Here is a 26870-nt window from a genome sequence, read left to right on the forward strand (position 1 = left end):
GCAACCGATCCAGCTCAGCCGACCACGCCTCAATCTCCGCCGCCACAGCGAACATCATCCATGCCCGGTCAACCCAACTGCCGTTGCAGTACTAGGCGTCGCGGCTCCAGCGGATCGCCGTACCGGTGGCGGGGTGCACCTCCTCGACGTCCCCGAGGCAGACGACGAGCACGGGTATGCCGTCGGTGAGCCCGAGCTCCTCACGCTCCTTGGGCGTGGGCATACGGGCCTTGACGACGCTGACGGCGGGCACCTCGACGAGCGTGCCCGGCACCTCGACCACGTGCCCGGCGCGCCGCTCGACCCGAACGAGACAGTCCCGCCCGAGCGCGAGCAACCCTTCGTTGCGAAGCAGCTTGACGGCCTTGAGCGCGGTGTCCCGCCCAACCCCGAACTCCCGGGCCAGCTCCCCGGCCCCGGGCACGACATCCCCAACGGCCAACTCCCCACACCCCACCCGCTGCCGAAGTACGTCGGCAATCTGGTCGTAACGCGCCACGTGTCCAATGTAGCCAAGTGGCCACACGAATCGAAAGTGGGCCCTTCGATAAGTCGGGCGCTCCGCGCCGCGACTTATCCCATTTTTCGCCTGACAGGTCATAAATCCGGACACGCCAAATTCCCCGAATCGTGCACGTCGCGGCTGCAATGGGCGCGGCCACGGGAGGGGCGCGCGGCTATGGGGTGCGGTGGACGGTCATAAAAGGGAATTCGGCTAGTGGGGTGCGGTGGACGTCGGCGGACGGGGCGCGCGGCTACGAGCGGGGTGCCGGGCTGCGGGCTGCGGGCTGCGGGCTGCGGGGTGCGGGGTGCGGGGTGCGGGGTGCGCGGCCGCGGGGTTGGCGGGCGGGGTGCCGGGCTGCGGGGTGCCGGGCTGCGGGGTGCGGGTGCGGGGTGTGCGGGGTGCGGGGTGCGGTGGACGGTCACAGGCGGGTGGTGCGCCTAGATGGGTGCGGTGGACGGCCGCGGACGAGGTTCGCGGCTGTGAGCGCGGTGCGTGGTCGCGCAGCCCAGCGGAAAGCCACAGGGCGGGGGTGTGCCTATGAGCGCGGTGCGCGGTCACGCAGCCCAGCGGAAAACCACAGGGGCGGGGGTGCGCGCCCATGGGCGCGGTGCGAATGCATTCAGCGGGCCGCGGCCTCATGCGTCCTTGGTAACCCCGGCCGGAATCACTCGATCGAGTTCCGCCGCACCCCTGCGGCCGCGCCAATACCGGGCATAACCGAAAAATCCGAAATATCCGTCGCGGAGCAGCGGATATTTCGGATCGGAAACCGGACGTGAACCCGAACGAGAAGCTATGCGACAGGCCTGCGGCGGTACGCCAGCACGCCCATCACCAGACCAGCCAGGCCGAGCACCATCCCTGCGATCCCCAGCGCGATCGCCGTCCCGTCAGAGGAAGAGGAAGACGAAGACGACGAGCCGGACGCGTTCGCCGTCGGGCCCGCCGACGTCGTGGTCGAGGCCGCCGCCGTGTCCGTCTTCTTCGACAGCTTCAGCACCGGCGCCGGGTGCTCGGCCGAAGCGCCCGCCGCGGGCTCGTCGATCCAGCGGACGACCTCGCCGTTCGAGTACGTCTGCAGCGCCTTGAACACGATCTGGTCCACCTGCGGCAGCGGGCCCAGGGAGACGTCGAACTCCTGGAACTGGTGCGGCTTGATCTCGGCGCCGGCGCCGGCGGTCCACGTGATTTTCGAGACGGCCTCGGTGATCTCGTCGCCGCCCTCGCGCTTCACCGGGGTGGCCAGTTTCGAGGTCTCCGTCACCGCGGTCCAGCCCTGTACCGGCCTGGTCGACACCGACGCGATCGGCTGGTCGGTCGGGATCGCGATCTCGAGCTTCGTCGTGCTCGCGTTGTCGCGCTCGGTCGGCACGCGGAAGGTCACCTTCGTGTACCCGCCCTGCACGGCGGTGTTCGGGTTGACCGTGACGTGCGCGGAGGCGACGGCCGGGAAGGCCAGCGCCGCGGTGACGGCCGCGGCGGTGGCGATACCGGCGCGGACCACGGAGGTCAGGCGCATGACGGGGAGTTCCTCTCGAAAGCTTGGCGGGGGATGCGTACCGGGCGGGTAGTCGGTACACACCCCCACAAAGTTCCCTAGAGGTCGGACGGGTCGGCCCAGGCGGTACCGATGGCGGTGACCGCGAAGAGCGCCACGGCGAGCACGTGCACCCCGGTGCACCACAGGCAGATCGCCTTCAGCTGGAAAAGCTCGGCGAAGACCAGGTAGAACACGAAGAGCACGCCGATCGCGGCGAGGGCGAGGCGGCCGTACCGCAGCGCCGGCAGTTTGGAGCGCCACAGCGGGCCCGGCGAGACCGCGAGCATCGCCACGAAGTACACGAGGCCGAGCACCGCCACCGGGATGCCGAGCACCGCCGACTGCTCCGAAGTGGTGACCTTCAGGCAGTTCAGCGCCCCGGTCTCGGGGCACGCGAGCGTGGTCGACGCGCTGAAGTGCTCGATCGTGAGGTACCCCGAAATCCCGAGCCCGACCACGGCGAGCACCAGCGACGTCAGGGGCACCCACGGCTGGACCAGGCTGCGGTCCAGTTCCGGCTCACTTGCCGACATTGGCGAACTCCCCCTGGTAGGCCTGGACGGCGGCGCTGGAACACACGTCCCCGGGCTGGTTGCCCGTGATCTTGCACAGCAGGGCGGTCAGGGCGTTGGCGCTGCCGCCGATCGCCCGGCCCACCTGGCTGTTCGGGTCCTTGACCGCGTCGAGGATCTGCTGGTGGGTGTGGTCGGCGAGCAGGGCGGGGCTGTAGGAGGCGCCCGCCTGGATGGCCTTGTTCGCGAAGTCGACGAACGGGATCGCCCCGGCCGAGTCGCTCGGCACGTAGGGCGCGGCGTTGTACTTCTGCAGCACCTGCTGCTGGGCCGGGGTGAGTTGGTCCAGCGGCTGGTACTGCCCGTTGACCCGCTTGTTCGTCGTGGTCTCGACGCCCTGGAAGGACAGATACTGGCTGGTGTACGTCACGCCGTGGAACGACACCGTCGGCGTGTTCGGGTACGTGTCGTCGGCGGCCGATGTGGTCAGCGTCAGCCCGCTGAAGGTGCCGAACCGCGACAGCGCGATGACCACGGGCCAGCGCTGGGCCGCGCAGAAGGGGCAGTACTCGGCGCCGACGTACAGCACCAGTGGCTTGCCGCCGTCGGTGAGCGCGGGCTGCCCGGTAAGCGCGGTGGGCAGGCTCGGCTTGGCCCCGGCGCCCACCGCGTCGAGGGTCGCGGCCGGCACCGAGGTGATCCCGCTGATGATCGCCTCGGCCGCGGCGCCGGTCGGTACGGCGCTCGGCGACTCCCCGCCGCCCCCGCCGCCGGCTGTGCCGAGCTTGACCAGCCCCATCACCACGAAGACCAGCAGCACGGCGCCGATCGCGGAGTACGCGACGCGCATCCGGCCGCGCCGGGCGGTCGCCCGCTCCTGGATCATGCGCATCTGCCGCGCGTACTCGCGCGAGTCGCGCTGCCGTTTCGACACGCGCCAACCTCCTGATCTGTGCGGGTGCGTCCGTTCCTTAGTCGCACAGGGCGGGCGACCGGTTCCCGATTTCCGGCGAAAGATCACCCGCCGCGGGCTCGATGGTAGGTGACCAACCTGGCGGAAGTCTGGGGGCGAAAGACCCGAAAAACCATGACTCCGGTCCGTTGTGGTGCGGACCGTTGCTCCCGTCAGGAATCCCGGCGTCCGCCGTGGCAAGACCGCACCGGAAAACGCGGTCGCCACACCGTAGATTGACGACCATGCAGAGACGACACCTGCTCGCCGCCGCGGCCGGAGGGGCCGTCGCGGGTGCCGCCGGAATTGCCGGCACCGCGAACGCCGCCGACGCCGAGTCCTTACGCCCGGGGAAGACCCGCCTCATCAGCCTGTCCCACGTCAACGACCCGGCCAAGACCAACATCTACCCCGGCGACCCCGAGTTCACGCTCGAGACCATCGCGACGATCGAGAACGAGGGCTACTACCTGCAGTACGTCCGCGAGGGCGAGGCGACCGGCACCCACTGGGGCGCGCCGGGCCACTTCAACGCCGGCGAGCCGCTCGCCGACGACCTCGACCCGAACGACCTGTTCCTGCCCGCGGTGAAGATCGACGTGCGCGACAAATGCGCCCGCAACGCCGACTACGCATTGACCGTGGACGACGTGAAGCAGTGGGAGCGCCGCCACGGCCGCATTCCGAACGAATCGATGATCATCATGTGGACCGGCTGGGAGTACAAATGGGGCACTCCCGCCTTTCCGAACCTGGACGGCGACGGCGTGCTGCACCAGCCCGGCTTCGCCCCGGAGACCGTCCAGTGGTTCATCGACACCGGCCGCATCGGGCGCAACGGCGGCACCGGCATCGACACCTTCGGACCGGACCTCGGTACCGACCCGAACTTCCTCGCCTCGCTGCTGGTGTACCAACGCCACCGCGTCAGCCTCGAGATCATCGCGAACCTCGCCCAGTTCCCGACCACCGGCGCGTCGGTGCTCTGCGGCGGGTTCATCAACAAGAAGGGCTCCGGCTCGACGGCCCTCATCTTCGGGGTGATTCCGCCCGGCGTCCACGCCTGAACCGCGTCCGGGCCGGTGCCCGCGCGGCACCGGCCCGATTGACGTAACGATCAGCGGACGCTTAGTGTCCAATCATGAGCACGATGTCCGGCGCCGAGGCACCGCAGGCGGTCACCACACCGCTCGTCCTGCCGATCTCCCGCTCGCTGTTCTGGCTCGGCGGCACCGCACTGCTCGCCCTGCTGGTCTACTACTTCGTCGGCATCGACCAGGGCGCCGTGTCCATCTTCGGCAGCGACTCCCACGTGCACGAGTTCGTCCACGACGGCCGGCACTTCCTGGGCTTCCCCTGCCACTAGGGCCTTTTCAGAACGCAGTCCCCGCAGGTACCGCCGCCGGGGATTCGGTAGTACAGGCAGCAGTTGCGTCTCCGGAGCCGGCCAACGGCGACATCCGCCATGCCCTCGAGCGGCGGCCGGGCCACCAGCTCCTGCACCGCCGACCAGGCGTCGCGCGTGCCGAGCTGCCCCGCCGCCCCGCCCAGCGCCGACGCCACGTTGCCCCACAGCACGTGCCGCGACAGCCGGAACCGCGCGGCGAAGACCTCCGCGAGCGGCATGACCAGGCCGCGGATCGCCACATCGAAAAGGTCGGACGCGGGCCGGCTTTCCTTCGTGTGTACCGCCACGGGCAGCGGCCCGCCCGGCACCTCCCGCCACCAGAGGTCCTCCGGCCCCACGCCGGGCACCGAGCCGGACAGCGCCTGGGCGAGCGGCGGCGAGACGAGCCGGGACGCGTACCCGAGAAACAGCACGGACGCCACGACCCGCGCCGGCAGCGCCTCCAGCCCGAGGCCGAACATCCCCGCGAGCGCCTCCCGCGACGCGGCGACCCGCTCCGCCACCACGTCGGGGGACAGCAGCGCCGCGAACGGCCGCCATCCGGGCTCGCCGGAGTAGGGCTCCCAGACGAAGTACGGATTCACCACCGCACCCTATGCCGAAAAGAATTGCCCCGAGTTGGTTGAACCCTGAACAGTCTGATGGGGTAAAGGTCGGCAGGAGGCCGTCGAGAGGGGCTGTGCGTGACGCGCGACGAGGAGCTCATGACCGCGCTGTACACCGAGCACTACGGTGTGCTGCTCGCCTTCGTCCTGCGGTACGAACGGGACCGCCACCGCGCCGAGGACCTCGTGCAGGAGACGCTCCTGCGGGCCTGGCGGCACATCGAGCGCATCGACGTCAGCCGGGACACCACGCGGGCGTACCTGCTGACGATCGCCCGCAACGTCGTCAGCAACGCCTGGCGAGCCGAGCAGCGCCGCCCCCAGCTCGTCTCCGACCCCGACGCGGTCGCGGCCGTCGCCGACCCCGACAACGTCGACGAGCTCGTCGAGGGCTGGCTCATCACCGCCGCGCTCGACCGCCTCTCCGTGGAGCACCGCGAGGTGATCCGCTCCGTGTACTACGACGGCCGCACGGTCGCCGACACGGCCAGACGCCTTGCGGTACCGGAAGGTACCGTCAAGTCGCGCGCCTACTACGCGGTACGCGCGCTTCGGGCGGTGTTCGAGGAGATGGGGGTGTTACGGTGACCGCCGGCCACGACGCGGTGCGCCGGCTGCTCGGGGCCTACGTCCTGGGCGGCCTCGACGACACCGACCAGCACACGGTCGACGCCCACCTGAGCACGTGCGCCGACTGCCGCACCGAGGTGGGGCGCCTGGCCGCGGTACCGGAGCTGCTGCAACGCCTCCCGAGCGGCCCGGGCGCGCCGCTGGAGCCGCCCTCCCGCGCCGGCCTCGACGCCTTCCTGCGCCGGGCCCGCCCGCGGCGCCTGCCGGTCGTCGCCCTTGCCGCGGTGTGCGTCGCGCTCGCCGTCCTGGCCGGGGTGCTGACCGTGCGCCGGCCCGCCTCGGCCCCGGCGCCGCGCGCCGCTTCGTCGCCGTCGGCCTCGGCCTCCCCGGGGACCGTCGTGGAGTTCGAGGCGGCTGGCGGCAGTGGGCTTTCGGGCCGGGCCACGCTCAGTCCCCGCCAGTGGGGGGTTTCGGTCTCGATCGAGCTCGCCGGTCTTCCGGGGGAGGGGCCGTTCACCATGCAGGTCCTTGGGCGGGGTGGGCAGTCGGAGCAGGCGGCTTGCTGGGGGCGTACGCAGACCGCTCAGGCACGGGTCACGGGGGCCAGCTCGATTCAGCTCGCCAACGTCGACTCGGTTCAAGTCGCTGATCGCGATGGGCATTTGCTTGGGTCTGCTCGCTTGGGCTGAAGTTGTGGGCGCGCGATATGTCGGGCGCTGGCGCGCCGCGACATATCGGACTTTTCGCCTGACGGGGGTTATGTTGGGGGTTGGTGGCATTCTTAGCTGGACCAGGGGCTGACAAACGACGCTCGGCCGATGGTGCGCGGGAGCCTTCGGCTCCCGCAATGTGTAAGCGTGGTCCCTTTTCGTTGTTGCTTGCGGTTATGCCTCTTGGTCGTTGTTGGCTGTACTCGGCGGCGTAATTATTCGCCTGCGGGTGAGAAGTTTCGGAAAGAGCACAAGCGGCATCGGGACTTTGGGCTTGAAGAGCGGCATCGGAAGAAGCTCTGTGACCAGCACGGCAGTGTTGAGGCGGCCGAGGCTTACTTGCGCAGCGGGCCCGGGAGGCCCTCGCGCCCAAGGCGCCGGAACCGCCGACTGGGCCGGTTGAATGTCCGGATGGGCCGCCTGTGGAACTGGCCGTCGCCGACCACGATGGTGAACCGGGGCCACGGCACTGGGCGGAAAGCGCCGACCACGACAACGACAGCGGTGCCGCGGCGGTGAGCATTCCGCCGGCGCCCGCCGAAGCCGATTCCATCGACAAACGTCCCAACGGGTCGCGCGCGGGTGGGGGAGCGGCCGACTTCGGGGGGCTTCGGGGCAAAGGTTGCCGTTCGGGTGGCCGATGGTTGCGATGTGGAGGCCACAGGCATCACAGGCATCACCGGGATCGCGACCCGCATGGCGCAGATCCGGTCCCCGCCGTCGAAGGCCCGGGCGGCGGCGAGTCGTTTCAGCAGACGCTCGACACCACCCTGCGCACCGCGCGCACGCCCGAGGGGGTGCCGGTCGAGCTGACGGAGTACGGCAACGGGCGCGTCCCGGAGAGTGCGCTCCAGCGCGTCGGAACGACCGGGCACAGGCTGTGGGCGCCCGCCGCCACGCCGCTCGACGCGCTGATGCGGGCCGCACGGGCGCAGGGGGTCGACGTCGGGATCACCGACTCGTACCGGCCCCTCGCCGAGCAGGTCGACCTCGCCAAGCGTAAGGGGTTGTACGCCAAGCCCGGTACCAGCGATCACGGGTGGGGGCTGGCCGTCGACCTGGACGGCAAGGCGCAGGCCTGGATGCGGCAGAACGCCGGGCGGTTCGGGTTTGCCGGGACCACGCCGCGGGAGCCGTGGCACTGGGCGTATCGAGCAAGATGAGAGCGTGACCGCCCTCTTCACGACCGTCCACCTCGCGCTCGCCGCCGCTTGGGCCGGGGCCATGGGGTACAGCCTGCTCGTCGTGCAGCCCAAGGCCGAGCGCTACTTCACCAAGGATGACGAGCTCGAGGACTTCCTGCTGGTCATGGCCCACGGGAACCGGTGGAAAGTGGTGCCGCTCATCGCCGCGCTGCTCGTCACCGCCGCGCTGGCGAAGATCTACTACCTGCTTCCGGTGTACCTCGGGGCCGCCATCATTTTCGCCAACGTGAGCTGGCGGCACTGGCCCGCCCGTGTGTTCGCGCTGCCCGCCGAGCGGCCCGGGTTCCGGAAAAGGCTGAAGGTCCAGGCGTGGGCCATGACGGTGCTCGTCGGTGGCGCGTTTCTGACAGGTTTGGCGGCAACCAGCGGACTCATCTGATCTCCACACCGCGGTTAGGGTCGTGCGACGAACGACTCGCGGTAAGGAGAGGACAGCGCGGTGACCGGTTTCCGCCACAATCTGGCGCAGCTGTTGAAGGCCAGGTTCCCGGTCCTGTACGTCGAGTCGTACGAGGAGCACCGCGTGCTCGGCGAGCTCGCCGCGGTCGCCGGGGACGCCGCGCTCGTGCGGACGCCGCGGCCGGTGTGGACCTGGTCGGCGACGAGCGGGCTGCTGCAGCCCGACGGGGTCGCGACCCAGTACACGACCGAGCCCGACAACGCCCTCGAGGCGGTGCTGCGCATCCAGCAGCCCGGCCTGTTCGTGTTCCGCGACCTGCACAGCTCGCTGGGCGGCGACGTGCCGGTGCTGCCGAGCGTCGTGCGCCGGCTGCGGGACATCGCGGCGGCGTTCAAGGCGGGTGCGGCACCGCGGACGCTCGTCATCGTCGCCCCCGTCCTGCGCATCCCGCCCGACCTGGAGAAGGACGTCACGATCGTCGACTTCCCGCTGCCGAGCGAGGCCGAGATCCGCGGCGTGCTGGAGGCGATGATCGCGGGCAACGCCTCGGGCGGGCGGATCCGCATCGAGCTCGACCCCGTCGGCCGGGAGCGGTTCGCCAAGGCCGCGACCGGGCTCACGCTGCACGAGGCCGAGAACGCGTTCGCCCGGGCCATGGTCAACGACGGCGTGCTCGACCTGCACGACCTCGGCGTGGTACACGAGGAGAAACGGCAGGCGGTACGCAAGTCCGGCGTGCTCGAGTACGTCGACGCCGGCGTGCGCCTCGACGAGGTCGGCGGGCTGGAGAACCTCAAGCGCTGGCTGGCCAAGCGGGACAACACGTGGCTCGCGGCCGCCGCGGAGTACGGGCTGCCGGCCCCCAAGGGCGTGCTCATCACCGGCGTGCCCGGCTGCGGCAAGTCGCTGACCGCCAAGGCCGTCGCCGCCGCGTGGGGGCTGCCGCTGCTGCGGCTCGACATCGGCCGCGTCTTCTCCGGGCTCATCGGCTCCAGCGAGCAGAACATGCGGGCCGCGCTGCGCACCGCCGAGGCCAGCGCCCCGTGCGTGCTGTGGGTCGACGAGATCGAGAAGGGCTTCTCGACGGGCGCGGGCAACGACGGCGGTACCACCAACCGGGTCTTCGGCACCTTCCTCACCTGGATGCAGGAGAAGACCGGCTCGGTGTTCGTCATCGCGACCGCCAACGACATCGAGCGCCTGCCGCCCGAGCTGCTGCGCAAGGGCCGCTTCGACGAGATCTTCTTCGTCGACCTGCCGAGCCGGGCCGAGCGCGCCTCGATCTGGGGCGTGCACCTGCGCCGGCGCCTGACCCGGCCCGCGGTGCAGGGCGCGCTGCGGCCCGACGACGCGCTCCTGCGCGAGCTGTGCGGGCTGACCAACGGCTACTCCGGCGCCGAGATCGAGCAGGCGGTCGTCGCGGCGCTCTTCGACGCGTTCTCCGAGCGGCGCCCCCTGCACCGGGAGGACCTGCTGCGGGCCATTGCGGCGACGGTACCGCTGAGCGTCACCCAGTCCGAGAAGCTCGACGCGATCCGGGACTGGGCCCGCACCCGGGCCGTGGCGGCGACGGCCGCCGAGGACTGGGACCCCGACGAGGAGCCGCCGACCGCGCCCATGCCCGTGCTGGGCACCCACGGACGCACGATCGAGGTCTGACGATGAGCGTCTCCCTGATTCTGGTACCGCTGGCAATTGCCGCCGCCGCGGCGCACGCCGGGCTCACCAAGGGCAAGCAGGGCACGGTCTGCGCGGTGCAGACCCGGATGCGCGACGTGAACCTGCTCGCGGCCGCGCTGCGGGACACGCGGGCGGCGGTGGAGCCCGACGGAGACGCGCTCGTCGCGGACTGGGCGGGCGTGCGGGCCCGCTTCGTCCGCGACGAGCGGCAGGTGTGGGCCGCGCACTTCACCGGCGACGTCGACGAGCCGCGGGCGGTCGACATCGTGCGGGCGGTCGACGCCGCCTACGGCCGGCAGGTCCAGGCGGCCGTCCTCGCCCGGCTCACGCAGCGCGCCCCGGCCGCGGGCCTGCGCCTGGAGTCGCGCTCGGTGACCCCCGACCGGGCCGTGCGCCTGGTCTTCGCGGTGGAGCGGGCGACGTGAAACGCATCGTCGTCACCGTGGCCGAGGACGGCACGGTCTCCGCCGAGACGCTGGGCATCACCGGTGCGAAGTGCCTCGACTACGTCGCGGTGCTCGAGGAGCTGCTGGCGGCGCAGACGGTGCACAGCGAGTACACCAGGGAGTTTTCGACCGTTCAGAACAGGCAGGTGCAGCACGATGGCCTCTAGTCCGGCGAGCCTCGGCTGGCGTCTGCGCAACAGCTGGTGGGTGCTGCTCGTCGTCCTTGGCGTGGGCTGCCTCGGCGGCACCGGCTTCCTCTACATCGGCATCACCGCACGGCGCCCGGCGTGGTGGGGCCTCGGGATCGCGTACCTCGTGCTGCCGTGGGCCGGCCTCGTCGCCATCAACCGGCTGGGCGAGGACTCGCAGGTGAGCACCGCGATCGCGGTCGCCTACTTCGCCCTGTGGTTCGCGAGCATCGTGCACGCCCTGATCCTCAACGGCTCCTGGCTGCGGTGGCGGGCCGCGAACCGCCCCTGGTTCGAAGAATCCAAACCTTTGGCGCCCCCACCGGTGTTCGCCGCCTCCCTGGAAATCAACACGGCGACCCCGGCCCAACTGGCGGAGGTGGCCCGTATCGACCTCCCGCGGGCGGAGCGGATCGTCGCCGACCGCGAGGCCCGCGGCGGGTTCCGGACGGTGGAGGACCTCGCCACCGCCCTCGCGCCCCACGAGTTCGCCCGCCTCCGCGCGGTCCTCACCTGCACCCCGCGGCCCCGGGCGCCGCAGTCGCAGCCGCCGGGCCCGGGCCGTGTTCTCGACTTCTGAGCCCGGCACCCTCGCGGTCGGGCGGTTCGTGGAGCGCACGGTCGCCGAGGGCCCGGGGGAGCGCACCGCCCTGTGGGTGCAGGGCTGCACCATCCGCTGCGCCGGCTGCTTCAACCCGCACCTGTGGACGTTCCGCGGCGGCACCCCGACCCCGACCGCCGACGTCCTGGCCCGGGTCCTCGCCGCCGGGACCGAGGGCCTGACCCTGCTCGGGGGCGAGCCGTTCGACCACGCCGCCCCGCTCGCCGTCGTCGCCGCGGGCGTACGGGCCGCCGGCCGCTCGGTCATGACGTTCTCGGGCTACACCACCGCCGAGCTGGACTCGGCCGTCCACGGTGGACGCGCGGACGTCGCCGCGCTGCTGGCCGCCACCGACCTGCTCGTGGCCGGCCCGTTCGTCGCCGGGCTGGTCGACCACGCGCGGCCCTGGGCCGGCTCCATCAACCAGGAGTACGTCCATCGCGGCGACCGCATCCCGCCGTCCGCGCTCGCCGCGACCCCGGACCGCCTGGAGATCACGGTCGGCGCCGACGGCACCCTGGCCGTGAACGGCTGGGCCGACGACGAGACCCTCGACGCCCTGCTCAGCGAATCAGCAGCACGACCAGGGTCCGGGGCCCGTGCACGCCCTCGACCCGGTTCAGCTCGATATCACTCGTCGCCGACGGCCCGCTGATCAGCGTCAGGGGGCGGGTCGGCGTGAGCCGCGCGAGGAGGTCCGGCACGGTCTGGACGACCTGGTCGGCGCGCACCACGCAGAAGTGCCGGTCCGGCACCAGGGTGACCGCGCGGCGCCCCTGGCCGGCCGAGCCGTCCAGGGCGATCGTCCCGGTCTCCGCCACCGCCGCCGCGCAGCACGTCACCACGGCCGCGAACGCGTCCAGCTCCGCCGCCGTCCGGGTCCCGTCGTCCACGGTGGACCCGGGCACCGCGAACGGCAGGCCCGGCGGCACGATCAGCGGGGCGAGGCCGTCCAGCGCCCGGGCCAGGTCGGCCTCCAGCGTGGCCTCGGTGGTGGGCACGACGGTCGCCTTGTAGTCCTCGAGCCGGTCGACGAGCAGATCGAGGTCGCCGCGGCGGGCCGGGTCGGCGGGCCGGTAGTCGCGCGGCACCTCGGGCACGGCGGGCGCGGAGCCCAGGGCGGCGCGGATGCGGGCCAGGACCAGGGATCGGGAGTCGTCAGCCATTGCGCGTGCGCCACCATTCGCGGAAGGTCTGGGCCGGCGGGCGGGGCAGGTCGCGGCTGTCCGTCCACGCCGACAGCGGCGGCGGCAGCGCGCCGATGCGGTCGCGGCGCCGGCCGAGCAGGCGGCCGAGGCGCATGAGCCGCTCGCCGCCGCGGAACCGGCCCGGGCCCGCCATCATCCACGACATCGCGGCCATCGACACCGCCTCGGCCGACGGGCCGCGGTGCTCCTCGACGTGCCGGGCCCGCAGGTGTACCAGCAGCGAGGGGATGTCGATGCGCACCGGGCAGGCGTCGAAGCAGGCGCCGCACAGGCTGGAGGCGTAGGGCAGCGAGGCGTTGTCCTCGACCCCGGTCAGCTGGGGGCTCAGCACCGCGCCGATCGGGCCCGGGTACACCGAGCCGTACGCGTGCCCGCCGGTGCGCTCGTAGACCGGGCACACGTTCAGGCACGCGCTGCAGCGGATGCAGTGCAGCGCCGAGCGGCCCACCTCGTCGGCGAGCACCGCGGTGCGCCCGTTGTCCAGCAGCACCAGGTGGAACTCCTGCGGCCCGTCGCCGGGCGTCACGCCGGTCCACAGCGACGTGTACGGGTTCATCCGCTCCCCGGTCGAGGAGCGCGGCAGCAGCTGCAGGAACACCTCGAGGTCGGACCACTTGGGCACGAGCTTCTCGATGCCCATGACCGTGATCAGCGTCGGCGGGAGGGTCAGGCACATCCGGCCGTTGCCCTCCGACTCGACAACCGCGAGCGTGCCGGTCTCGGCGACGGCGAAGTTGGCCCCCGACACCGCGACCTTCGCCGAGAGGAACTTGCGGCGCAGGTGCTCGCGGGCGGCCATGGCCAGCCGGCGCGGCTCGTCGGTGAGGTCCGCCGGCACGTCCGGCATCGCGCGCAGGAAGATGTCGCGGATCTCGGTGCGGTTGCGGTGGATCGCCGGCACCAGGATGTGCGAGGGCTTGTCGTTGCCGAGCTGCACGATGAGCTCGGCGAGGTCGGTCTCCCAGGCCGCGATGCCCTGCTCCTGCAGGGCCTCGTTGAGCCCGATCTCCTGGGTCGCCATGGACTTGACCTTGACGACCTCGTCGGCCCCGGCCGCGCGGACCAGGCCGGCGACGATCGCGTTGGCCTCGTTGGCGTCGCGGGCCCAGTGCACGTGCCCGCCGTTGGCCGTGACCCGCTCCTCCAGCTGCTCCAGCAGCTCGGGCAGGCGGGCCATGGTCGCGGCCTTGAGCGCCTCGCCGGCCCGGCGCAGCTGCTCCCAGTCCGGCACCTCGGCGACGACCGCGGCCCGCTTGGCGCGGATGGTGCGGGTCGCGTGGCCGAGGTTGCGCCGCAGTTGCTCGTTGCCCAGCGCCGTGCGGGCCGCGGCGGGGAAGGGCTCGTCGCCGCGCAGCTGCCCGACGCCCCGCGGGGCCACCGCGGGCATTCCCAGGAAGGTGCTCATGCGACCTCCGCTTCGCTCCGGACCGCTCATGTGGACGCCAGAATTTCCGCCAGGTGTACCGGACGAGTCTCCACCGACAGCCGCGAGAGCCCGCCGCCCATGTGCATCAGGCAGGACGAGTCCCCGGCGGCGACGACGTCGGGGGAGGTGGACAGCACGTTGCGCAGCTTGTCGGCGAGCATCGCGGCCGAGGTGTCGGCGTTCTTGAGCGCGAAGGTGCCCCCGAAGCCGCAGCACTGCTCGGCGTCGGGCAGCTCGACCAGGTCGATGCCCTCGACCGCGCGCAGCAGCCGCAGCGGACGGTCGCCGACGCGCAGCAGGCGCAGCGAGTGGCAGGTCGGGTGGTAGGTGACCCGGTGCGGGTAGCGCGCGCCGACGTCGGTCACGCCGAGCACGTCGACGAGGAACTCCGAGAGCTCGTAGGTGCGCCCGGCGACCTCGCCGGCCCGGGCCGCGAGCTGGTGCTTGCCCGCGCGCTCGGCGACCATGGCGTGCTGGTGGCGTACCGAACCCACGCAGGAGCCCGAGGGCGCCACGATCGCGTCGTAGGGCTCGAAGGTGCGCATGTGGTGCTCGACGAGCTTGACCGCCTGGCGCTGGTACCCGGTGTTGATGTGCATCTGCCCGCAGCAGGTCTGGGCCTCGGGGAACACCACCTCGTGGCCGAGCCGCTCCAGCAGGGCCACCGTGGCCTTACCGACCTGGGGGAACATCGCGTCGGCGAGGCAGGTGACGAACAAGGCGACGCGCATGGGTCACCGCCTGCCCTTCATTGCGCTCTGCCGGCGGCTGCGCGGGCGGCCGCTCGAGTCGCGGACGATCAGCTCGGGTTGGAAGACCACGTGCCGGTGCTCGTGCCGGCCGTCGTCCTCGATCTCCTCGAGCAGCAGGGCTGCCGCCGTGCGGCCGAGCTGTTCGCGGGGTTGCCGCACCGAGCTTAACGGCACCGCGGCGGCCGCGGCGAACTCGATGTCGTCGTAGCCGACGATCGCCACGTCCTGCGGCACCCGTACGCCGCGCTGGGTCATCTCCTGCAGCACCCCCAGGGCGAGCAGGTCGTTGGCGCAGAACACGGCGGTCGGCCGGTCGTCGCCGGCCGCGGCGACCTGGGCGGCGATCTGGGTGGCGGCGGCCCGGCCGGACGCGACGGTGAGGTTCGGCGTCGGTACCACCGACAGCTCGGCCCGCCCCTCGACGGCCTCGGCGATGCCGGCGTGGCGGTCGTGCACCTGGGCGATCGACATGGGGCCGCCGACGAAGGCGATGTGCCGGTGCCCCTGCTCGACGAGGTGCTCCCCGGCGAGCCGGCCGCCGAGCAGGTCGTCGACCGCGACCGAGCAGCGGCTGTGCCGGCCCGAGCCGCGGTCCACCAGCACCACCGGGGTGCCGCGCTGGATGAGCTGCTCCAGGCGGGAGTTCGGCGACTCGTCGACCGGGGTGATGAGCACGCCGCGCACCCGCTGCTCCTCGAGCAGGTCGAGGTGGCGGTGCTCGCGGTGGGCGTCCTCGCCGCTGTTGCACACCACGACCATCACGCCGTGGTCCTCGGCGGCGGCCTCCGCGCCCCGGACCACGTCGGTGAAGAAGGGGTTCGTCACGTCGAGGACCACCAGCGCGATCTGCCGGCTGTGCCCGGCCCGTAGCTGCCGCGCGGAGTCGTTGCGCACGTAGCCGAGCTCGGCGATCGCGTCGAGCACGCGCTGCCGGGTGCTGGTGGCGACGAGCTCGGGGCGGTTGAGGACGTTGCTGACGGTACCGATGGAGACGCCGGCCCGTCGTGCGACCTCTTTGATGCCAGCGGTAGTCGTCATCGATCTCCTGAACGTCCGGTGGTATCGGAACGGTAACGCGACCGAAACCCTTGACGCGGTCCGGGCTCGGCTTCTAACGTCACTCTAACCAGTCTATGAAACGTTTCACAAGTTGCAGGAACGGAGGCCCGGGTGCTCGTTCTCGAGGGCGTCAGCAAGTCCTTCGGTGCCGTCGCGGCGCTCCGCGACGTGCGCCTGGACCTGCGCGCCGGCGAGGCCCACGCGCTGGTCGGCGAGAACGGCGCCGGCAAGTCCACGCTGGTCAAGGTCCTGGCCGGGGCGCACGCACCCGACGCCGGGACGCTGACCCTGGACGGCCGGCCGCTGGTGCTCAACAACCCCGCCGACGCCCGCGCGGCCGGCATCGCCGTGATCTACCAGGAGCCGACGCTCTTCCCCGACCTGTCGATCGCCGAGAACCTCTTCATGGGCCGCCAGCCGCTGAAGTCCGGGCGCCGCATCGACACCGCCGAGATGCGCCGGCGCGCCACCGAGCTCTTCGCGCGCCTCGGCGTGCAGATGGACCCCGACCGCCCGGCCCGCGGCCTGTCGATCGCCGACCAGCAGCTGGTCGAGATCGCCAAGGCGCTGTCGTTCGACGCCAAGGTGCTCGTCATGGACGAGCCGACCGCGGCGCTGTCCGGCGTCGAGGTCGAGCGGCTCTTCTCCGTCGCCCGCTCGCTGCGCGACGCGGGGGCCGCGGTCCTGTTCATCTCGCACCGCTTCGACGAGGTGTTCGCGCTGTGCCAGCGCATCACCGTCATGCGCGACGGGCGCTGGGTCTCCACCGACCCGGCCGACGAGCTCACCGTCGCCGACGTCGTGCGCCGCATGGTCGGCCGGGAGGTCGGCGACCTCTACCCGGGAAAAACGAAGGCCCCGAATCCGGAAGCGACAATCGGCGAGGCCCGCCTGGAGGTCCGCGGCCTCAACCGGGCCGGCGCCTTCCACGACATCAGCTTCACCGTCCACAGCGGCGAGATCGTGGCCCTGGCCGGGCTCGTCGGGGCCGGGCGCTCCGAGGTCATCCGGGCCGTGTTCGGCGTCGACCGGTACGACTCGGGCGAGGTGCTGGTCGACGGCAAGCCCCTGCGCGCGGGCAGCGCGTCGGCGGCGATCGGGGCCGGCCTCGCGCTCGTGCCCGAGGACCGCCGCCAGCAGGGCCTGGTGATGGAGCTGTCCGTCGAGCGCAACGCCACCCTGCCGCGGCGCTGGTCGCTGTCCAGCCTCGGGCTGCTGTTCGGCGGGGCCGAGCGGCGCTCGGCCCAGGACTGGGCCCAGCGCCTGCAGGTCAAGGCGGCCCGGCTCGGCGACCCGGTCTCCACCCTGTCCGGCGGCAACCAGCAGAAGGTCGTGCTGGCCAAGTGGCTGGCCACCCAGCCCCGCGTGCTCATCGTCGACGAGCCGACCCGCGGCATCGACGTCGGCACCAAGGCCGAGGTCCACCGCCTGCTGACCCGGCTGGCCGGGGAGGGCGTCGCGGTCCTCATGGTCTCCAGCGAGCTGCCGGAGGTGCTCGGCATGGCCGACCGGGTCCTGGTCATGCACGAAGGGCGGCTGGCCGCCGACATCCCCCGCACCCGAGCCGACGAGGAGTCCGTGATGCTGGCCGCCACCGGGCAGGGGGAGCGATGACGACCGTCGAGACTCCGGCCCCGCCACGCACCGCGCGGGCCACCCGGCTCACCCACCGCGTCTTCCTGGTCCGCGAGCTGGGCATCCTGGTCGCGCTGGTGCTGCTCATCGGCATCACCGCGATCACCAACCCGCGGTTCCTGTCCCAGCAGAGCATCAAGGACCTGCTGCTGGGCGCGACGATCCTGGCGATCCTGGCCACCGGGCAGGCGATCGTCGTCATCACGCGCAACGTCGACCTCTCGGTCGGCTCGGTCCTGGGCCTGTCGGCGTTCCTGACCGGCACGCTCTTCCTGAACCACCCCGGCATCCCGATCCCGGTGGTGCTGGTGGCGGGCGTGGCGCTCGGCGCGGTGTGCGGCGCGGTCAACGGCGCCCTCATCGCCGCCGCCCGGGTGCCGGCGCTCGTGGTGACTCTCGGCACGCTGTACGTCTTCCGCGGCATCGACTACCGATGGGCCACCGGCAAGCAGATCAACGCCGCGGACATCCCGGCCTCGTTCCTGCACATGGGGACGAGGACGATCGCGGGGGTACCGCTGCTGACGCTCTTCGCCCTCGTCGTCGTGCTCGCCGCCGGGTTCTTCCTGCGCTCCTACCGCAGCGGCCGGGAGCTCTACGCCATCGGCTCCGATCCCGCCGCGGCCCGCCTGTCCGGCATCGCGGTCGGGCGGCGCGTGTTCTTCGCGTTCGTCACCTGCGGCGCGCTCGCCGGGCTGGCCGGGGTGCTGTACGTGGCCCGCTTCGGCACGCTCGACGCCAACGCCGGCCTCGGTCAGGAGCTCAACGTCGTCGCCGCGGTCGTCGTCGGCGGCGTCGCGATCTTCGGCGGCAGCGGCTCGGTCTACGGCGCGGCCCTCGGCGCGATGCTGCTCACCACCATCGGCAGCGCGCTGCCGGTGCTCGGCGTCACCCCGTTCTGGCAGCGGGCCGCCGTCGGCGCGCTGATCCTGGCGGCGATCGGCCTGGACCGGGCGCTGTCGCTGCGAGTCACGAAGAGCCTCGAGCGAGGGGTGCACCAGTGAACATCGTCCGCCGCATCGGGTCCTGGGACCTGATCGTCCTGCTGGCCCTCGTGCTGGTCGTCGCGGTCGGCGCGGCCTCCGTGGAGGGGGTGGCCAGCCCGCGCTTCTGGCGGTTCGTGACGCTGGAGGTCATTCCGATCGCGATCGTGGCGCTGCCGCTCACGCTCGTCGTCATCACCGGCGAGATCGACCTGTCCGTGGCCAGCGTGATGGGCCTGACCTGCGCCGCGATGGGCGACCTGTGGGCGCACGGGGTCACCTCGCTGCCCCTGCTGGTGGTGCTGAGCCTGGTGCTCGGCGCCGTGCTGGGCGCGATCAACGGCCTGTTCATCACCGTCTTCGGCCTGCCTTCGCTCGCCGTCACGATCGGCACCCTGGCGCTGTACCGGGGCCTCGCCTACGTCGTGCTGGGGGACAAGGCGATCTCGAACTACCCGGTCTCGTGGACCAGCGGCTCGACCAAGCCGATCCCCGGCCTGACCATCCCCTGGTTCATCATCGTCGTGGCGGTCCTCGCCGTGCTCTTCGCCGTGGTGCTGCACGCCACGCCGGTCGGCCGCGGGCTCTACGCGATGGGCAACAACGCCGAGGCGGCCCGCTTCGCCGGGGTCGCGGTCGGCCGCACCAAGTTCTGGCTCTTCGTCACCACGAGCACCATGTCGGCCCTGGCCGGCGTCTTCTGGACCTTCCGTTTCGCCAGTGCCCGCGCGGACAACGCCAACGGCCTGGAGCTCGCCGTCGTCGCGGCGGTACTCCTCGGCGGCGTGTCCATCTTCGGCGGCCGCGGCGGCCTGCTCGGCGTCCTCGGCGCCGTCGTGCTCATCTGCGTGCTGCGCAACGAGCTCCAGCTGGCCTCCGTGCCCGAGAACACGCTCACCATCGTCACCGGTTCGCTGCTCATCGCGTCGGTCGTCGGACCGAACGTGGTGGCGATGGCGCGGGAACGCCTGCGCCGTCGCCGACCCGCCTGATCGCACCTCGCGTTTTTCTGCTCCGCCGACACCCCACTGAAAGGATTCAACCCGATGAGAGGCAAGCTCATCGCGGCCGTGGTCGCGACCGCCCTCGCGTTCAGCATGTCGGCCTGCGCCGACGACTCGGACACGTCGAACAACTCCAACAACTCAACCGACAGCAGCGGCGCCGCCGCCGGCTCCGGCACCATCAAGAGCGGTCTCAAGGTCGCGTTCCTGCCCAAGCAGGTAAACAACCCGTACTTCGACACCTCCGACAACAAGGGCGGCAAGCTCGCCGTCGACGAGTTCAAGGGCACGTACAGCGAGACCGGCCCGTCCGAGGCGAGCCCCTCGGCGCAGGTCAGCTACATCAACACGCTGTCGCAGCAGGGCGCGAACGTCATCGCCGTGTCCGCCAACGACAAGGACGCCATCTGCGGCGCGCTGAACGAGGCGCGGCAGAACGGCGCGAAGGTCGTCACCTACGACTCCGACACCAAGCCCGAGTGCCGCGACCTGTTCATCAACCAGGCCACCAGCGAGGGTATCGCGAAGATCCAGGTCAAGCTCATCTCCGACGCGATCGGCGCCGACGGCGGCGAGATCGCGATCCTCTCGGCCACGGCGAACGCGACGAACCAGAACGCCTGGATCGAGCAGATGAAGACCGAGCTGGCGAAGCCGGAGTACAGCAAGCTCAAGCTGGTCGACACCGTCTACGGCGACGACGACGACCAGAAGTCGTTCCAGGAGGCGCAGGGCCTCATGGCCAAGCACCCCAACCTCAAGGGCATCATCTCGCCGACCACGGTGGGCATCGCCGCGGCCGGGCGCTACCTGAGCGGCTCGACGTACAAGGGCAAGGTCCAGCTGACCGGGCTCGGCACGCCGAACCAGATGAAGGCGTACGTCAAGGACGGCACCGTCAAGGCGTTCGCGCTGTGGAACCCGGCCGACCTGGGCTACCTCGCCGCCTACGCGGGGGCCGCGCTCGCCTCCGGCCTGATCAAGGGCAAGGAGGGCGACAAGTTCAAGGCCGGCAAGCTCGGCGACTTCACCGTCGGCAAGGACGGCGTCGTGCTGCTCGGCGACCCGTACACCTTCAAGGCCGACAATATCGACCAGTTCAACTTCTAGCCGTTCTCGACGAAGTCGTTCCAGCTGGGCCCGATAAGTCGGGCGCTCCGCGCCGCGACTTATCGGACATTTCACGATTTACCACGAGGAGGTAGGGCGTGCGCCGAGTCTGCTTCACGCTGCAGGTCAAGCCGGAGCGGCTGGAGGAGTACCGGCGCCGCCATGCCCAGGTCTGGCCGGACATGCTCGTCGCCCTGCGCGGCGCCGGCTGGCACGAGTACCAGCTCTTCCTGCGCGACGACGGCCTGCTCGTCGGCACATTGCTGACCGACGATCTGGCCGCCGCGCAGGCCGCCATGGACGCCACCGAGGTGTCCGCGCGCTGGGAGGCGCAGATGGCGGAGTTCTTCATCCACGGGCGGCATCTGGTCGTCCTCGACGAGGTGTTCAACCTGGAGCACCAGCTTGGAGCATTGCAATGAGTGAGCTCGCCCCGGAGACGCGGGCGCGTGTCGCGGCGCGGCTGCGCGACCAGCGGATCGAGACGGCGTCCTGGGCGTACGGCAACTCGGGCACCCGGTTCAAGGTGTTCCCGCAGGAGGGCGTGCCCCGGGACCCGTACGAGAAGCTCGCCGACGCCGCCCAGGTCCAGCGCTTCACCGGCGTGGCGCCGAGCGTGGCGCTGCACATCCCGTGGGACCTCGTCGACGACTACGCCGACCTGGCCCGGCACGCGTCCGAGCTGGGCGTGCAGGTCGGCACCATCAACACCAACGTGTTCCAGGACAACGACTACAAGCTCGGCAGCGTCACCAACCCCGACGCCGGCATCCGGCGCAAGGCGACCGGGCACCTGCTCGAGTGCGTCGACATCATGGACCGCACCGGGTCGCGCGACCTGAAGCTGTGGTTCTCCGACGGCACCAACTACCCGGGCCAGGACGACGTGCGCACCCGCCAGGACCGCCTCGCCGCGGCCCTGTCCGAGACGTACGCGCGGCTCGGCGAGGACCAGCGGATGCTGCTGGAGTACAAGCTGTTCGAGCCGGCCTTCTACATGACCGACGTGCCGGACTGGGGTACGGCCTACGTGCACTGCATGGCCCTCGGTGAGCGGGCCCAGGTCGTCATCGACACCGGGCACCACGCGCCCGGCACGAACATCGAGTTCATCGTGGCGATGCTGCTGCGGGCCGGGAAGCTCGGCGGCTTCGACTTCAACTCGCGTTTCTACGCCGACGACGATCTCATGGTCGGCGCCGCGGACCCGTTCCAGCTGTTCCGCATCATGCACGAGATCGTGCTCGCCGACGCGCTGACCGCGCAGGGCATCGCCTTCATGCTCGACCAGTGCCACAACATCGAACCCAAGATCCAGGCGGTGATCCGCTCCGTGCTCAACGTGCAGGAGGCGACGGCCAAGGCGCTGCTCGTCGACCACGCCGCACTCAAGACCGCGCAGGACTCCGGCGACGTGCTCGGCGCGAACGAGGTGCTGATGGACGCGTACAACACCGATGTGCGGCCGCTGCTGCGCTCGGTCCGCGAGGACATGGGCCTGGACCCCGACCCGATCGGGGCGTACAAGCGCTCCGGCTACCTGGAGAAGATCGTGGCTGAGCGCGTCGGCGGTTCGCAGGCGGGGTGGGGCGCGTGAGCGGTTCGGAGCGAAGCGGAGGTGGCGTCGTGACGCCCGGGGAGCTGATCGCGCGGTCCAACCGGCTCGGGGCCGACCCGCGCAACACCAACTACGCCGGCGGCAACACGTCGGCGAAGGGCACCGCCGAGGACCCGGTGACCGGCGGCCCGGTCGAGCTGGTGTGGGTCAAGGGCTCGGGCGGCGACCTGGGCACGCTGACGACCTCCGGCCTCGCCGTGCTGCGCCTGGATCGGCTGCGTGCGCTGACCCAGGTCTATCCGGGGATCGACCGCGAGGACGAGATGGTCGCCGCGTTCGACTACTGCCTGCACGGCCGGGGCGGCGCGGCCCCGTCCATCGACACCGCGATGCACGGCCTGGTCGAGGCCCCGCACGTCGACCACCTGCACCCCGACGCCGGCATCGCCCTGGCCACCGCGGCCGACGGGCCCGCCCTGACCAAGGAGTGCTTCGGCGACCGCGTGCTGTGGGTCCCCTGGCGGCGGCCCGGCTTCCAGCTCGGCCTCGACATCGCCGCCGTCCAGCGCGCGAACCCGCAGGCGATCGGTGTGATCCTGGGTGGCCACGGCATCACGGCCTGGGGCGCGACCTCGGACGAGTGCGAACGGAACTCGCTGGAGATCATCAACGCCGCGACCGCGTTCCTGGCCGCGAGGGGGCGCGCCGAGCCGTTCGGGCCCCAGGTGCAGGCTCCGCTCGAAGACCGGCGGGCGCGGGCGGCGGAGCTCATGCCGCTGCTGCGTGGGCTCGTGTCGACCGACCGGCGCCAGGTCGGCCATTTCCGGGACGACGACGTGGTTCTGGACTTCGTCGGATCGGCGGAGATGCCCCGGCTGGCGGGGCTCGGGACCTCGTGCCCCGATCACTTTCTGCGGACCAAGGTGCGTCCGATGGTACTGGAGCCGGGCGGCGGCACCGAGGAGAGCATCCGCCAGATCCACGCTCAGTACCGGGAAGAGTACGCGGAGTACTACCGGCGGAATGCGGCGCCCGACTCCCCGGCGATGCGCGGCGCTGACCCGGCGATCGTGCTCGTGCCCGGCGTGGGCCTGTTCTCCTTCGGGGCCAACAAGCAGACCGCCCGGGTCGCCGGCGAGTTCTACGTCAACGCGATAAACGTGATGCGCGGGGCCGAGTCGGTGTCGCGGTACGAGCCGATCGACGAGGCCGAGAAGTTCCGCATCGAGTACTGGGCACTGGAAGAGGCGAAGCTCCAGCGGATGCCCAAGCCCAAGCCGCTCGCGACGCGGATCGCGCTGGTGACCGGCGGCGGGTCCGGCATCGGCCGGGCGATCGCGCTGCGCCTGGCCGCCGAGGGCGCCTGCGTCGTCGTGGCGGACCGGGACGCCGGCTCCGCGAGCGCGGTGGCGGCCGAGATCGGCGGCGCCGACGTCGCCGTACCGGTGGCCGTCGACGTCACCGACGAGGCGGCGGTGCGGGCCGCGGTCGACGCGGCGGTGCTCGCGTTCGGCGGGGTCGACCTCGTCGTCAACAACGCCGGGCTGTCGGTGTCCAAGCCGCTGCTGGAGACCACCGTCGCCGACTGGGACCTGCAGCACGACGTCATGGCGAGGGGCTCGTTCCTCGTCGCGCGGGAGGCGGCCCGGGCCATGATCAAGCAGGGGCTCGGCGGGGACATCGTCTACATCGCCAGCAAGAACGCGGTCTTCGCGGGGCCGAACAACGTCGCGTACGGGGCGACGAAGGCCGACCAGGCGCACCAGGTGCGGCTGCTGGCGGCGGAGCTGGGGGAGTACGACATCCGGGTCAACGGCATCAATCCCGACGGGGTGGTGCGCGGGTCCGGCATCTTCGCCTCCGGCTGGGGTGCGCAGCGGGCCGCGGTCTACGGGGTGCCCGAGTCGGAGCTGGGCGCCTTCTACGCGAAGCGGACGCTGCTCAAGCGCGAGGTGCTGCCGGAGCACGTGGCCGACGCCGTCTTCGCGCTGACCGGGGGTTCACTGTCGCTGACGACGGGCCTGCACATCCCCGTCGACGCCGGCGTGGCGGCGGCCTTCCTGCGATGAGGATTGCGGCGGTCGATCTGGGGGCCTCCAACGGGCGGGTGATCGTCGGGGACGTGTCGTCCTCGGCGGTCACCTTCTCCGAGGTGGCGCGGTTCGTGAACGAGCCGGTCCGTGTGGGCGGCACCCTGCATTGGGACATTTTGGCGCTGTACCGCGGGATCTTGTCCGGTCTTTCGGCCGCCGGTCCGGTCGACTCGGTCGGCATCGACTCCTGGGCCGTGGACTACGGCCTGCTCGACGCCGACGGGGCCCTGCTCGGCAACCCCGTCCACTACCGCGATGCGCGGACGGACGGGGTCGCCGCCGGGTTCGACGGCTACGCGCTCTACGAGGCCTCCGGCATCGCCCCGCTGCCGTTCAACACGATCTTCCAGCTGGCCGCGGCCCGGGGCAGCGCGCAGCTCGAGGCGGCGCGCACGCTCCTGCTGATCCCCGATCTGCTGTCGTACTGGCTGACCGGCGTCGCCGGCGCGGAGCTCACGAACGCCTCGACGACCGGCCTGCTCGCGGCCGGCGGGGGCGGCGGCTGGTCGCCGGCCCTGCTCGCGCTCGCCGGCATCGACGCGGACCTGCTCCCGCCGCTGCGTGCGCCCGGCTCGCCGGCGGGCACGATCCAGACTTCACTCGGGGTGTCGCCGGGCACCCCGGTCACCGTCGTCGCGTCGCACGACACGGCGTCGGCGGTGGCCGGGGTGCCGGGTGCGGGAAACTTCGCGTACATCTCCTGCGGCACCTGGTCGCTGGTCGGCGTGGAGCTGACCGCGCCGGTGCTGACCCGCGACTCCTACGAGGCCGGCTTCACGAACGAGATCGGCGTCGACGGGACGGTGCGGTACCTGCGCAACGTCATGGGCCTGTGGCTCCTGCAGGAGTGCATGCGGGAGTGGGACCTTCCCCTGTCGACGCTGCTCTCCGGGGCCGCCGAGGCCCCGGCGGGGCGCAGCATCGTCGACGCCACCGACCCGGTCTTCCTGGCCCCCGGCGACATGCCGGCGCGCATCGCCAGGGCGTGCAAGGCGGCCGACCAGCCCGTGCCGGCCACGCCCGTGGAGATGACGCGCTGCATTCTCGACTCCCTGGCCCTGGCGTACCGGCGGGCCGTCGACGACGCCCGCCGCCTGTCCGGCGTCACCGTCGACGTGGTGCACATGGTGGGCGGCGGGGCCCTCAACACGCTGCTGTGCCAGCTGACCGCGGACGCCTGCGGGCTCCCGGTCCTGGCCGGCCCGGTGGAGGCGGGCGCGCTGGGCAACATCCTGGTGCAGGCGCGGGCCCTGGGGCTGGTGGACTCGGACATCCGCGCCCTGGTGCGCTCGACGCAGCCGATTGTCCGGTACGACCCGCGCGTCTAGGCGCGTTTTTGTCGTACCGCTGGGGTACGGTGGCGGCATGGTTAGAACAGACGTTCTAGATCATGAACTACATCGTCGGGAAGCGCGACTGGAAGGCCAGGCGGGCCTCGGCCCCGTCGGCGATGCGGGTGAGCTCGTCGTCCAGGCGCATGAAGACGGCCCAGACCGGCTCGCCGCGGGCGTCGGCGATGACCTGCGCGACCTGCTCCTCGAGGCCGGGCTCGCGCCGCCCCTTCCAGACCTTGTCGGCGAGCGTGACGAGCAGCTCGTCGAGCGTGGCCCCGTCGCGCTGCCAATTCCCGTGCAGCGCGGCAAACCGGGCGAGCCGCGGCTCGACGCCGAGCGCGACGAGCAGCTCCTGCCCGGCCGGCTCGTGCTCTGTGCCGGCCCCGGACAGCTCGGCGGGGAAGCGGACCTTCCCGATGTCGTGGGTGGCCGCCCCGAACAGCACCGCCGCCCGGTCCACGTCCACCTCACGCCCGACCCATTCGACGATCTCTACGGCGACGTCGTGCACGGCCCGCAGATGGGCACAGAGCCGCGGCGGCGCCCCGGCCCGGCGTAGCAGGTCGGCGGCCTCGGCGGGCAGTGGTCGCAGGTCCGGTTCGGTGCTCTCACTCATGTGGTGACCACGCCGGCGCTGCGCACGAGGTCGGGCGTGGCGTGGAACCGTCCCCTGAACGTCGTCGGCGCTCCCGGGGACTTCGCCAGCCGCCCGGGAAGGATCTGCGCCTCGAACTCGCTCGTCTCCACGTCGATCGTGAGCCGCGCGTCGAGGAAGTCCAGCCAGGTCCCGACGATCGGCGACCAGAGCTTGAACACGACCTCCTTGGCCGAGAAATGCACGGCGGGCCACCAGTCCTCGTCCGGCCGCCGCGCACACCAGGCCAGCTCCTCGGGCCGGCAGATGGCGGCCCGGACGTTCGCGGGCAGGATGGTGCGCCGCTCGGCATCGATCCCGACGGCGCACAGGTCGCTGCGGCGGGCAACGGCGGCGGCACAGTACCCGGCGGTGTGCGTGATGCTGCCGGTCGTCCCCTGGGGCCAGACGGGCGCCCGGTTCTCGGACGGCACGAGCGGCTGCCCGTGGACATCGAGCCGCGCGAGCGCGCGCCGCGCACAGCTGCGCCCGGCCGTGAACTCCCGGCGCCGGCTGGCCACGGCGCGGGCACTCAGCGCGGCGGCCTCTTCGGGGAGCAGGTCGGCGAGGTAGTCCGCCTCCCGGGCCACCTCAACCGCGACCCAGTCGGGCAACAGATCGTGCACGCGGCGACTCTAACCGCGCAACGCCGTACTTGCCGACTCCTGCCTTTTTGGGCCTTCTCGTTCCTCGTGCGGCCTCTCTACTTGCACGGCTTCTTCTCGTGCGGCCTCGTCTTCTCGCGCGGCTAC

Annotated in this window: 30 protein-coding genes; 19 read left to right on the forward strand and 11 right to left on the reverse strand. The window is 71.6% G+C overall.

Annotated features, from left to right (window positions below; genetic code table 11):
- Positions 1-91: 91 nt before the first annotated feature.
- From AB0B76_RS50765 to AB0B76_RS50780, 4 genes are all read right to left on the reverse strand, one after another.
- On the reverse strand, positions 92-601 hold the full coding sequence (locus AB0B76_RS50765) for a GntR family transcriptional regulator (RefSeq protein ID WP_360391097.1): 510 nt from the start codon (positions 599-601) through the stop codon (positions 92-94).
- Between the two features lie 697 nt (positions 602-1298).
- Positions 1299-2024: a YcnI family protein gene (locus tag AB0B76_RS50770; protein ID WP_360390926.1), complete on the reverse strand. Its 726-nt coding sequence runs from the start codon at positions 2022-2024 to the stop codon at positions 1299-1301.
- A 77-nt stretch (positions 2025-2101) separates the two neighbouring features.
- The gene (locus AB0B76_RS50775; protein WP_360390928.1) at positions 2102-2578 is read right to left on the reverse strand and encodes a vitamin K epoxide reductase family protein; all 477 of its coding nucleotides are present in this window, start codon (positions 2576-2578) and stop codon (positions 2102-2104) included.
- Complete coding sequence (locus tag AB0B76_RS50780) at positions 2565-3491, reverse strand: DUF929 family protein (RefSeq protein WP_360390930.1); 927 nt, start codon at positions 3489-3491, stop codon at positions 2565-2567. Before AB0B76_RS50780 ends, AB0B76_RS50775 begins: the two co-directional genes overlap by 14 nt.
- A 263-nt stretch (positions 3492-3754) precedes the next feature.
- On the opposite strand from AB0B76_RS50780, the gene AB0B76_RS50785 reads away from it, so the two are divergent.
- Both AB0B76_RS50785 and AB0B76_RS50790 read left to right on the forward strand, forming a co-directional pair.
- On the forward strand, positions 3755-4576 hold the full coding sequence (locus tag AB0B76_RS50785) for a cyclase family protein (protein ID WP_360390933.1): 822 nt from the start codon (positions 3755-3757) through the stop codon (positions 4574-4576).
- A gap of 74 nt (positions 4577-4650) precedes the next feature.
- Complete coding sequence (locus AB0B76_RS50790; protein WP_360390936.1) at positions 4651-4875, forward strand: CbtB-domain containing protein; 225 nt, start codon at positions 4651-4653, stop codon at positions 4873-4875.
- On the opposite strand, the gene AB0B76_RS50795 is transcribed toward AB0B76_RS50790, so the two are convergent.
- Positions 4872-5501: a (2Fe-2S)-binding protein gene (locus AB0B76_RS50795; RefSeq protein ID WP_360390939.1), complete on the reverse strand. Its 630-nt coding sequence runs from the start codon at positions 5499-5501 to the stop codon at positions 4872-4874. The two genes, AB0B76_RS50790 and AB0B76_RS50795, sit on opposite strands and share 4 nt — an antisense overlap.
- 99 nt (positions 5502-5600) lie before the next feature.
- Between AB0B76_RS50795 and AB0B76_RS50800 the strand changes: the two genes are divergently transcribed.
- From AB0B76_RS50800 to AB0B76_RS50840, 9 genes are all read left to right on the forward strand, one after another.
- Positions 5601-6110, forward strand: a complete 510-nt coding sequence (locus tag AB0B76_RS50800) for a sigma-70 family RNA polymerase sigma factor (RefSeq protein ID WP_360390942.1) — start codon at positions 5601-5603, stop codon at positions 6108-6110.
- On the forward strand, positions 6107-6781 hold the full coding sequence (locus AB0B76_RS50805; RefSeq protein ID WP_360390945.1) for a zf-HC2 domain-containing protein: 675 nt from the start codon (positions 6107-6109) through the stop codon (positions 6779-6781). Before AB0B76_RS50800 ends, AB0B76_RS50805 begins: the two co-directional genes overlap by 4 nt.
- 443 nt (positions 6782-7224) lie before the next feature.
- Complete coding sequence (locus tag AB0B76_RS50810) at positions 7225-7965, forward strand: M15 family metallopeptidase (protein WP_360390947.1); 741 nt, start codon at positions 7225-7227, stop codon at positions 7963-7965.
- Positions 7966-7969: 4 nt separating this feature from the next.
- Positions 7970-8386, forward strand: coding sequence for a hypothetical protein (locus AB0B76_RS50815; protein ID WP_360390950.1), 417 nt, complete (start codon positions 7970-7972; stop codon positions 8384-8386).
- Positions 8387-8446: 60 nt separating this feature from the next.
- The gene (locus AB0B76_RS50820; protein WP_360390953.1) at positions 8447-10066 is read left to right on the forward strand and encodes an AAA family ATPase; all 1620 of its coding nucleotides are present in this window, start codon (positions 8447-8449) and stop codon (positions 10064-10066) included.
- A gap of 2 nt (positions 10067-10068) precedes the next feature.
- Positions 10069-10512 (forward strand): hypothetical protein, encoded by a 444-nt coding sequence (locus AB0B76_RS50825; RefSeq protein WP_360390956.1) that lies wholly within the window; start codon positions 10069-10071, stop codon positions 10510-10512.
- A complete protein-coding gene (locus AB0B76_RS50830; protein ID WP_360390958.1) occupies positions 10509-10700 on the forward strand; it encodes a DUF2997 domain-containing protein in 192 nt (63 codons plus the stop codon). Before AB0B76_RS50825 ends, AB0B76_RS50830 begins: the two co-directional genes overlap by 4 nt.
- Positions 10690-11301 (forward strand): helix-hairpin-helix domain-containing protein, encoded by a 612-nt coding sequence (locus AB0B76_RS50835; protein WP_360390961.1) that lies wholly within the window; start codon positions 10690-10692, stop codon positions 11299-11301. Before AB0B76_RS50830 ends, AB0B76_RS50835 begins: the two co-directional genes overlap by 11 nt.
- Complete coding sequence (locus tag AB0B76_RS50840) at positions 11285-11977, forward strand: 4Fe-4S cluster-binding domain-containing protein (protein WP_360390964.1); 693 nt, start codon at positions 11285-11287, stop codon at positions 11975-11977. Before AB0B76_RS50835 ends, AB0B76_RS50840 begins: the two co-directional genes overlap by 17 nt.
- On the opposite strand, the gene AB0B76_RS50845 is transcribed toward AB0B76_RS50840, so the two are convergent.
- Genes AB0B76_RS50845 through AB0B76_RS50860 form a run of 4 tightly spaced genes read right to left on the reverse strand, consistent with a single transcriptional unit; the run spans position 11886 to position 15746 of the window.
- Positions 11886-12488: an LUD domain-containing protein gene (locus AB0B76_RS50845; protein ID WP_360390967.1), complete on the reverse strand. Its 603-nt coding sequence runs from the start codon at positions 12486-12488 to the stop codon at positions 11886-11888. The genes AB0B76_RS50840 and AB0B76_RS50845 overlap by 92 nt on opposite strands.
- Entirely contained in the window at positions 12481-13935 is a 1455-nt protein-coding gene (locus tag AB0B76_RS50850) for a LutB/LldF family L-lactate oxidation iron-sulfur protein (RefSeq protein WP_360390970.1), read from the reverse strand. The genes AB0B76_RS50845 and AB0B76_RS50850 overlap by 8 nt, the downstream gene beginning before the upstream one ends.
- A 26-nt stretch (positions 13936-13961) precedes the next feature.
- Positions 13962-14687, reverse strand: coding sequence for a (Fe-S)-binding protein (locus tag AB0B76_RS50855; RefSeq protein WP_360390973.1), 726 nt, complete (start codon positions 14685-14687; stop codon positions 13962-13964).
- Between the two features lie 3 nt (positions 14688-14690).
- Positions 14691-15746 (reverse strand): LacI family DNA-binding transcriptional regulator, encoded by a 1056-nt coding sequence (locus AB0B76_RS50860; RefSeq protein WP_360390975.1) that lies wholly within the window; start codon positions 15744-15746, stop codon positions 14691-14693.
- A 132-nt stretch (positions 15747-15878) separates the two neighbouring features.
- Between AB0B76_RS50860 and AB0B76_RS50865 the strand changes: the two genes are divergently transcribed.
- From AB0B76_RS50865 to AB0B76_RS50900, 8 genes are all read left to right on the forward strand, one after another.
- The gene (locus AB0B76_RS50865; protein ID WP_360390978.1) at positions 15879-17381 is read left to right on the forward strand and encodes a sugar ABC transporter ATP-binding protein; all 1503 of its coding nucleotides are present in this window, start codon (positions 15879-15881) and stop codon (positions 17379-17381) included.
- Positions 17378-18406, forward strand: coding sequence for an ABC transporter permease (locus AB0B76_RS50870; RefSeq protein ID WP_360390981.1), 1029 nt, complete (start codon positions 17378-17380; stop codon positions 18404-18406). The genes AB0B76_RS50865 and AB0B76_RS50870 overlap by 4 nt, the downstream gene beginning before the upstream one ends.
- Positions 18403-19377 carry an ABC transporter permease gene (locus AB0B76_RS50875; RefSeq protein ID WP_360390984.1) on the forward strand — a complete coding sequence of 325 codons (975 nt, stop codon included), beginning with the start codon at positions 18403-18405 and terminating at the stop codon, positions 19375-19377. The genes AB0B76_RS50870 and AB0B76_RS50875 overlap by 4 nt, the downstream gene beginning before the upstream one ends.
- A gap of 54 nt (positions 19378-19431) precedes the next feature.
- A complete protein-coding gene (gene rhaS, locus AB0B76_RS50880; RefSeq protein ID WP_360390987.1) occupies positions 19432-20499 on the forward strand; it encodes a rhamnose ABC transporter substrate-binding protein in 1068 nt (355 codons plus the stop codon).
- A gap of 98 nt (positions 20500-20597) precedes the next feature.
- Entirely contained in the window at positions 20598-20921 is a 324-nt protein-coding gene (locus tag AB0B76_RS50885; protein WP_360390989.1) for an L-rhamnose mutarotase, read from the forward strand.
- Positions 20918-22096: an L-rhamnose isomerase gene (rhaI, locus tag AB0B76_RS50890; protein WP_360390992.1), complete on the forward strand. Its 1179-nt coding sequence runs from the start codon at positions 20918-20920 to the stop codon at positions 22094-22096. Before AB0B76_RS50885 ends, rhaI begins: the two co-directional genes overlap by 4 nt.
- A 29-nt stretch (positions 22097-22125) precedes the next feature.
- Positions 22126-24126, forward strand: coding sequence for a bifunctional aldolase/short-chain dehydrogenase (locus AB0B76_RS50895; RefSeq protein WP_360390995.1), 2001 nt, complete (start codon positions 22126-22128; stop codon positions 24124-24126).
- Positions 24123-25478, forward strand: a complete 1356-nt coding sequence (locus tag AB0B76_RS50900; RefSeq protein ID WP_360390997.1) for a rhamnulokinase family protein — start codon at positions 24123-24125, stop codon at positions 25476-25478. The genes AB0B76_RS50895 and AB0B76_RS50900 overlap by 4 nt, the downstream gene beginning before the upstream one ends.
- 67 nt (positions 25479-25545) lie before the next feature.
- On the opposite strand, the gene AB0B76_RS50905 is transcribed toward AB0B76_RS50900, so the two are convergent.
- Positions 25546-26100, reverse strand: a complete 555-nt coding sequence (locus AB0B76_RS50905; protein WP_360390999.1) for an HD domain-containing protein — start codon at positions 26098-26100, stop codon at positions 25546-25548.
- On the reverse strand, positions 26097-26744 hold the full coding sequence (locus AB0B76_RS50910) for a 4'-phosphopantetheinyl transferase superfamily protein (RefSeq protein WP_360391002.1): 648 nt from the start codon (positions 26742-26744) through the stop codon (positions 26097-26099). The genes AB0B76_RS50905 and AB0B76_RS50910 overlap by 4 nt, the downstream gene beginning before the upstream one ends.
- Positions 26745-26870: the final 126 nt, after the last annotated feature.

The sequence above is a fragment of the Dactylosporangium sp. NPDC049140 genome (assembly GCF_040648435.1).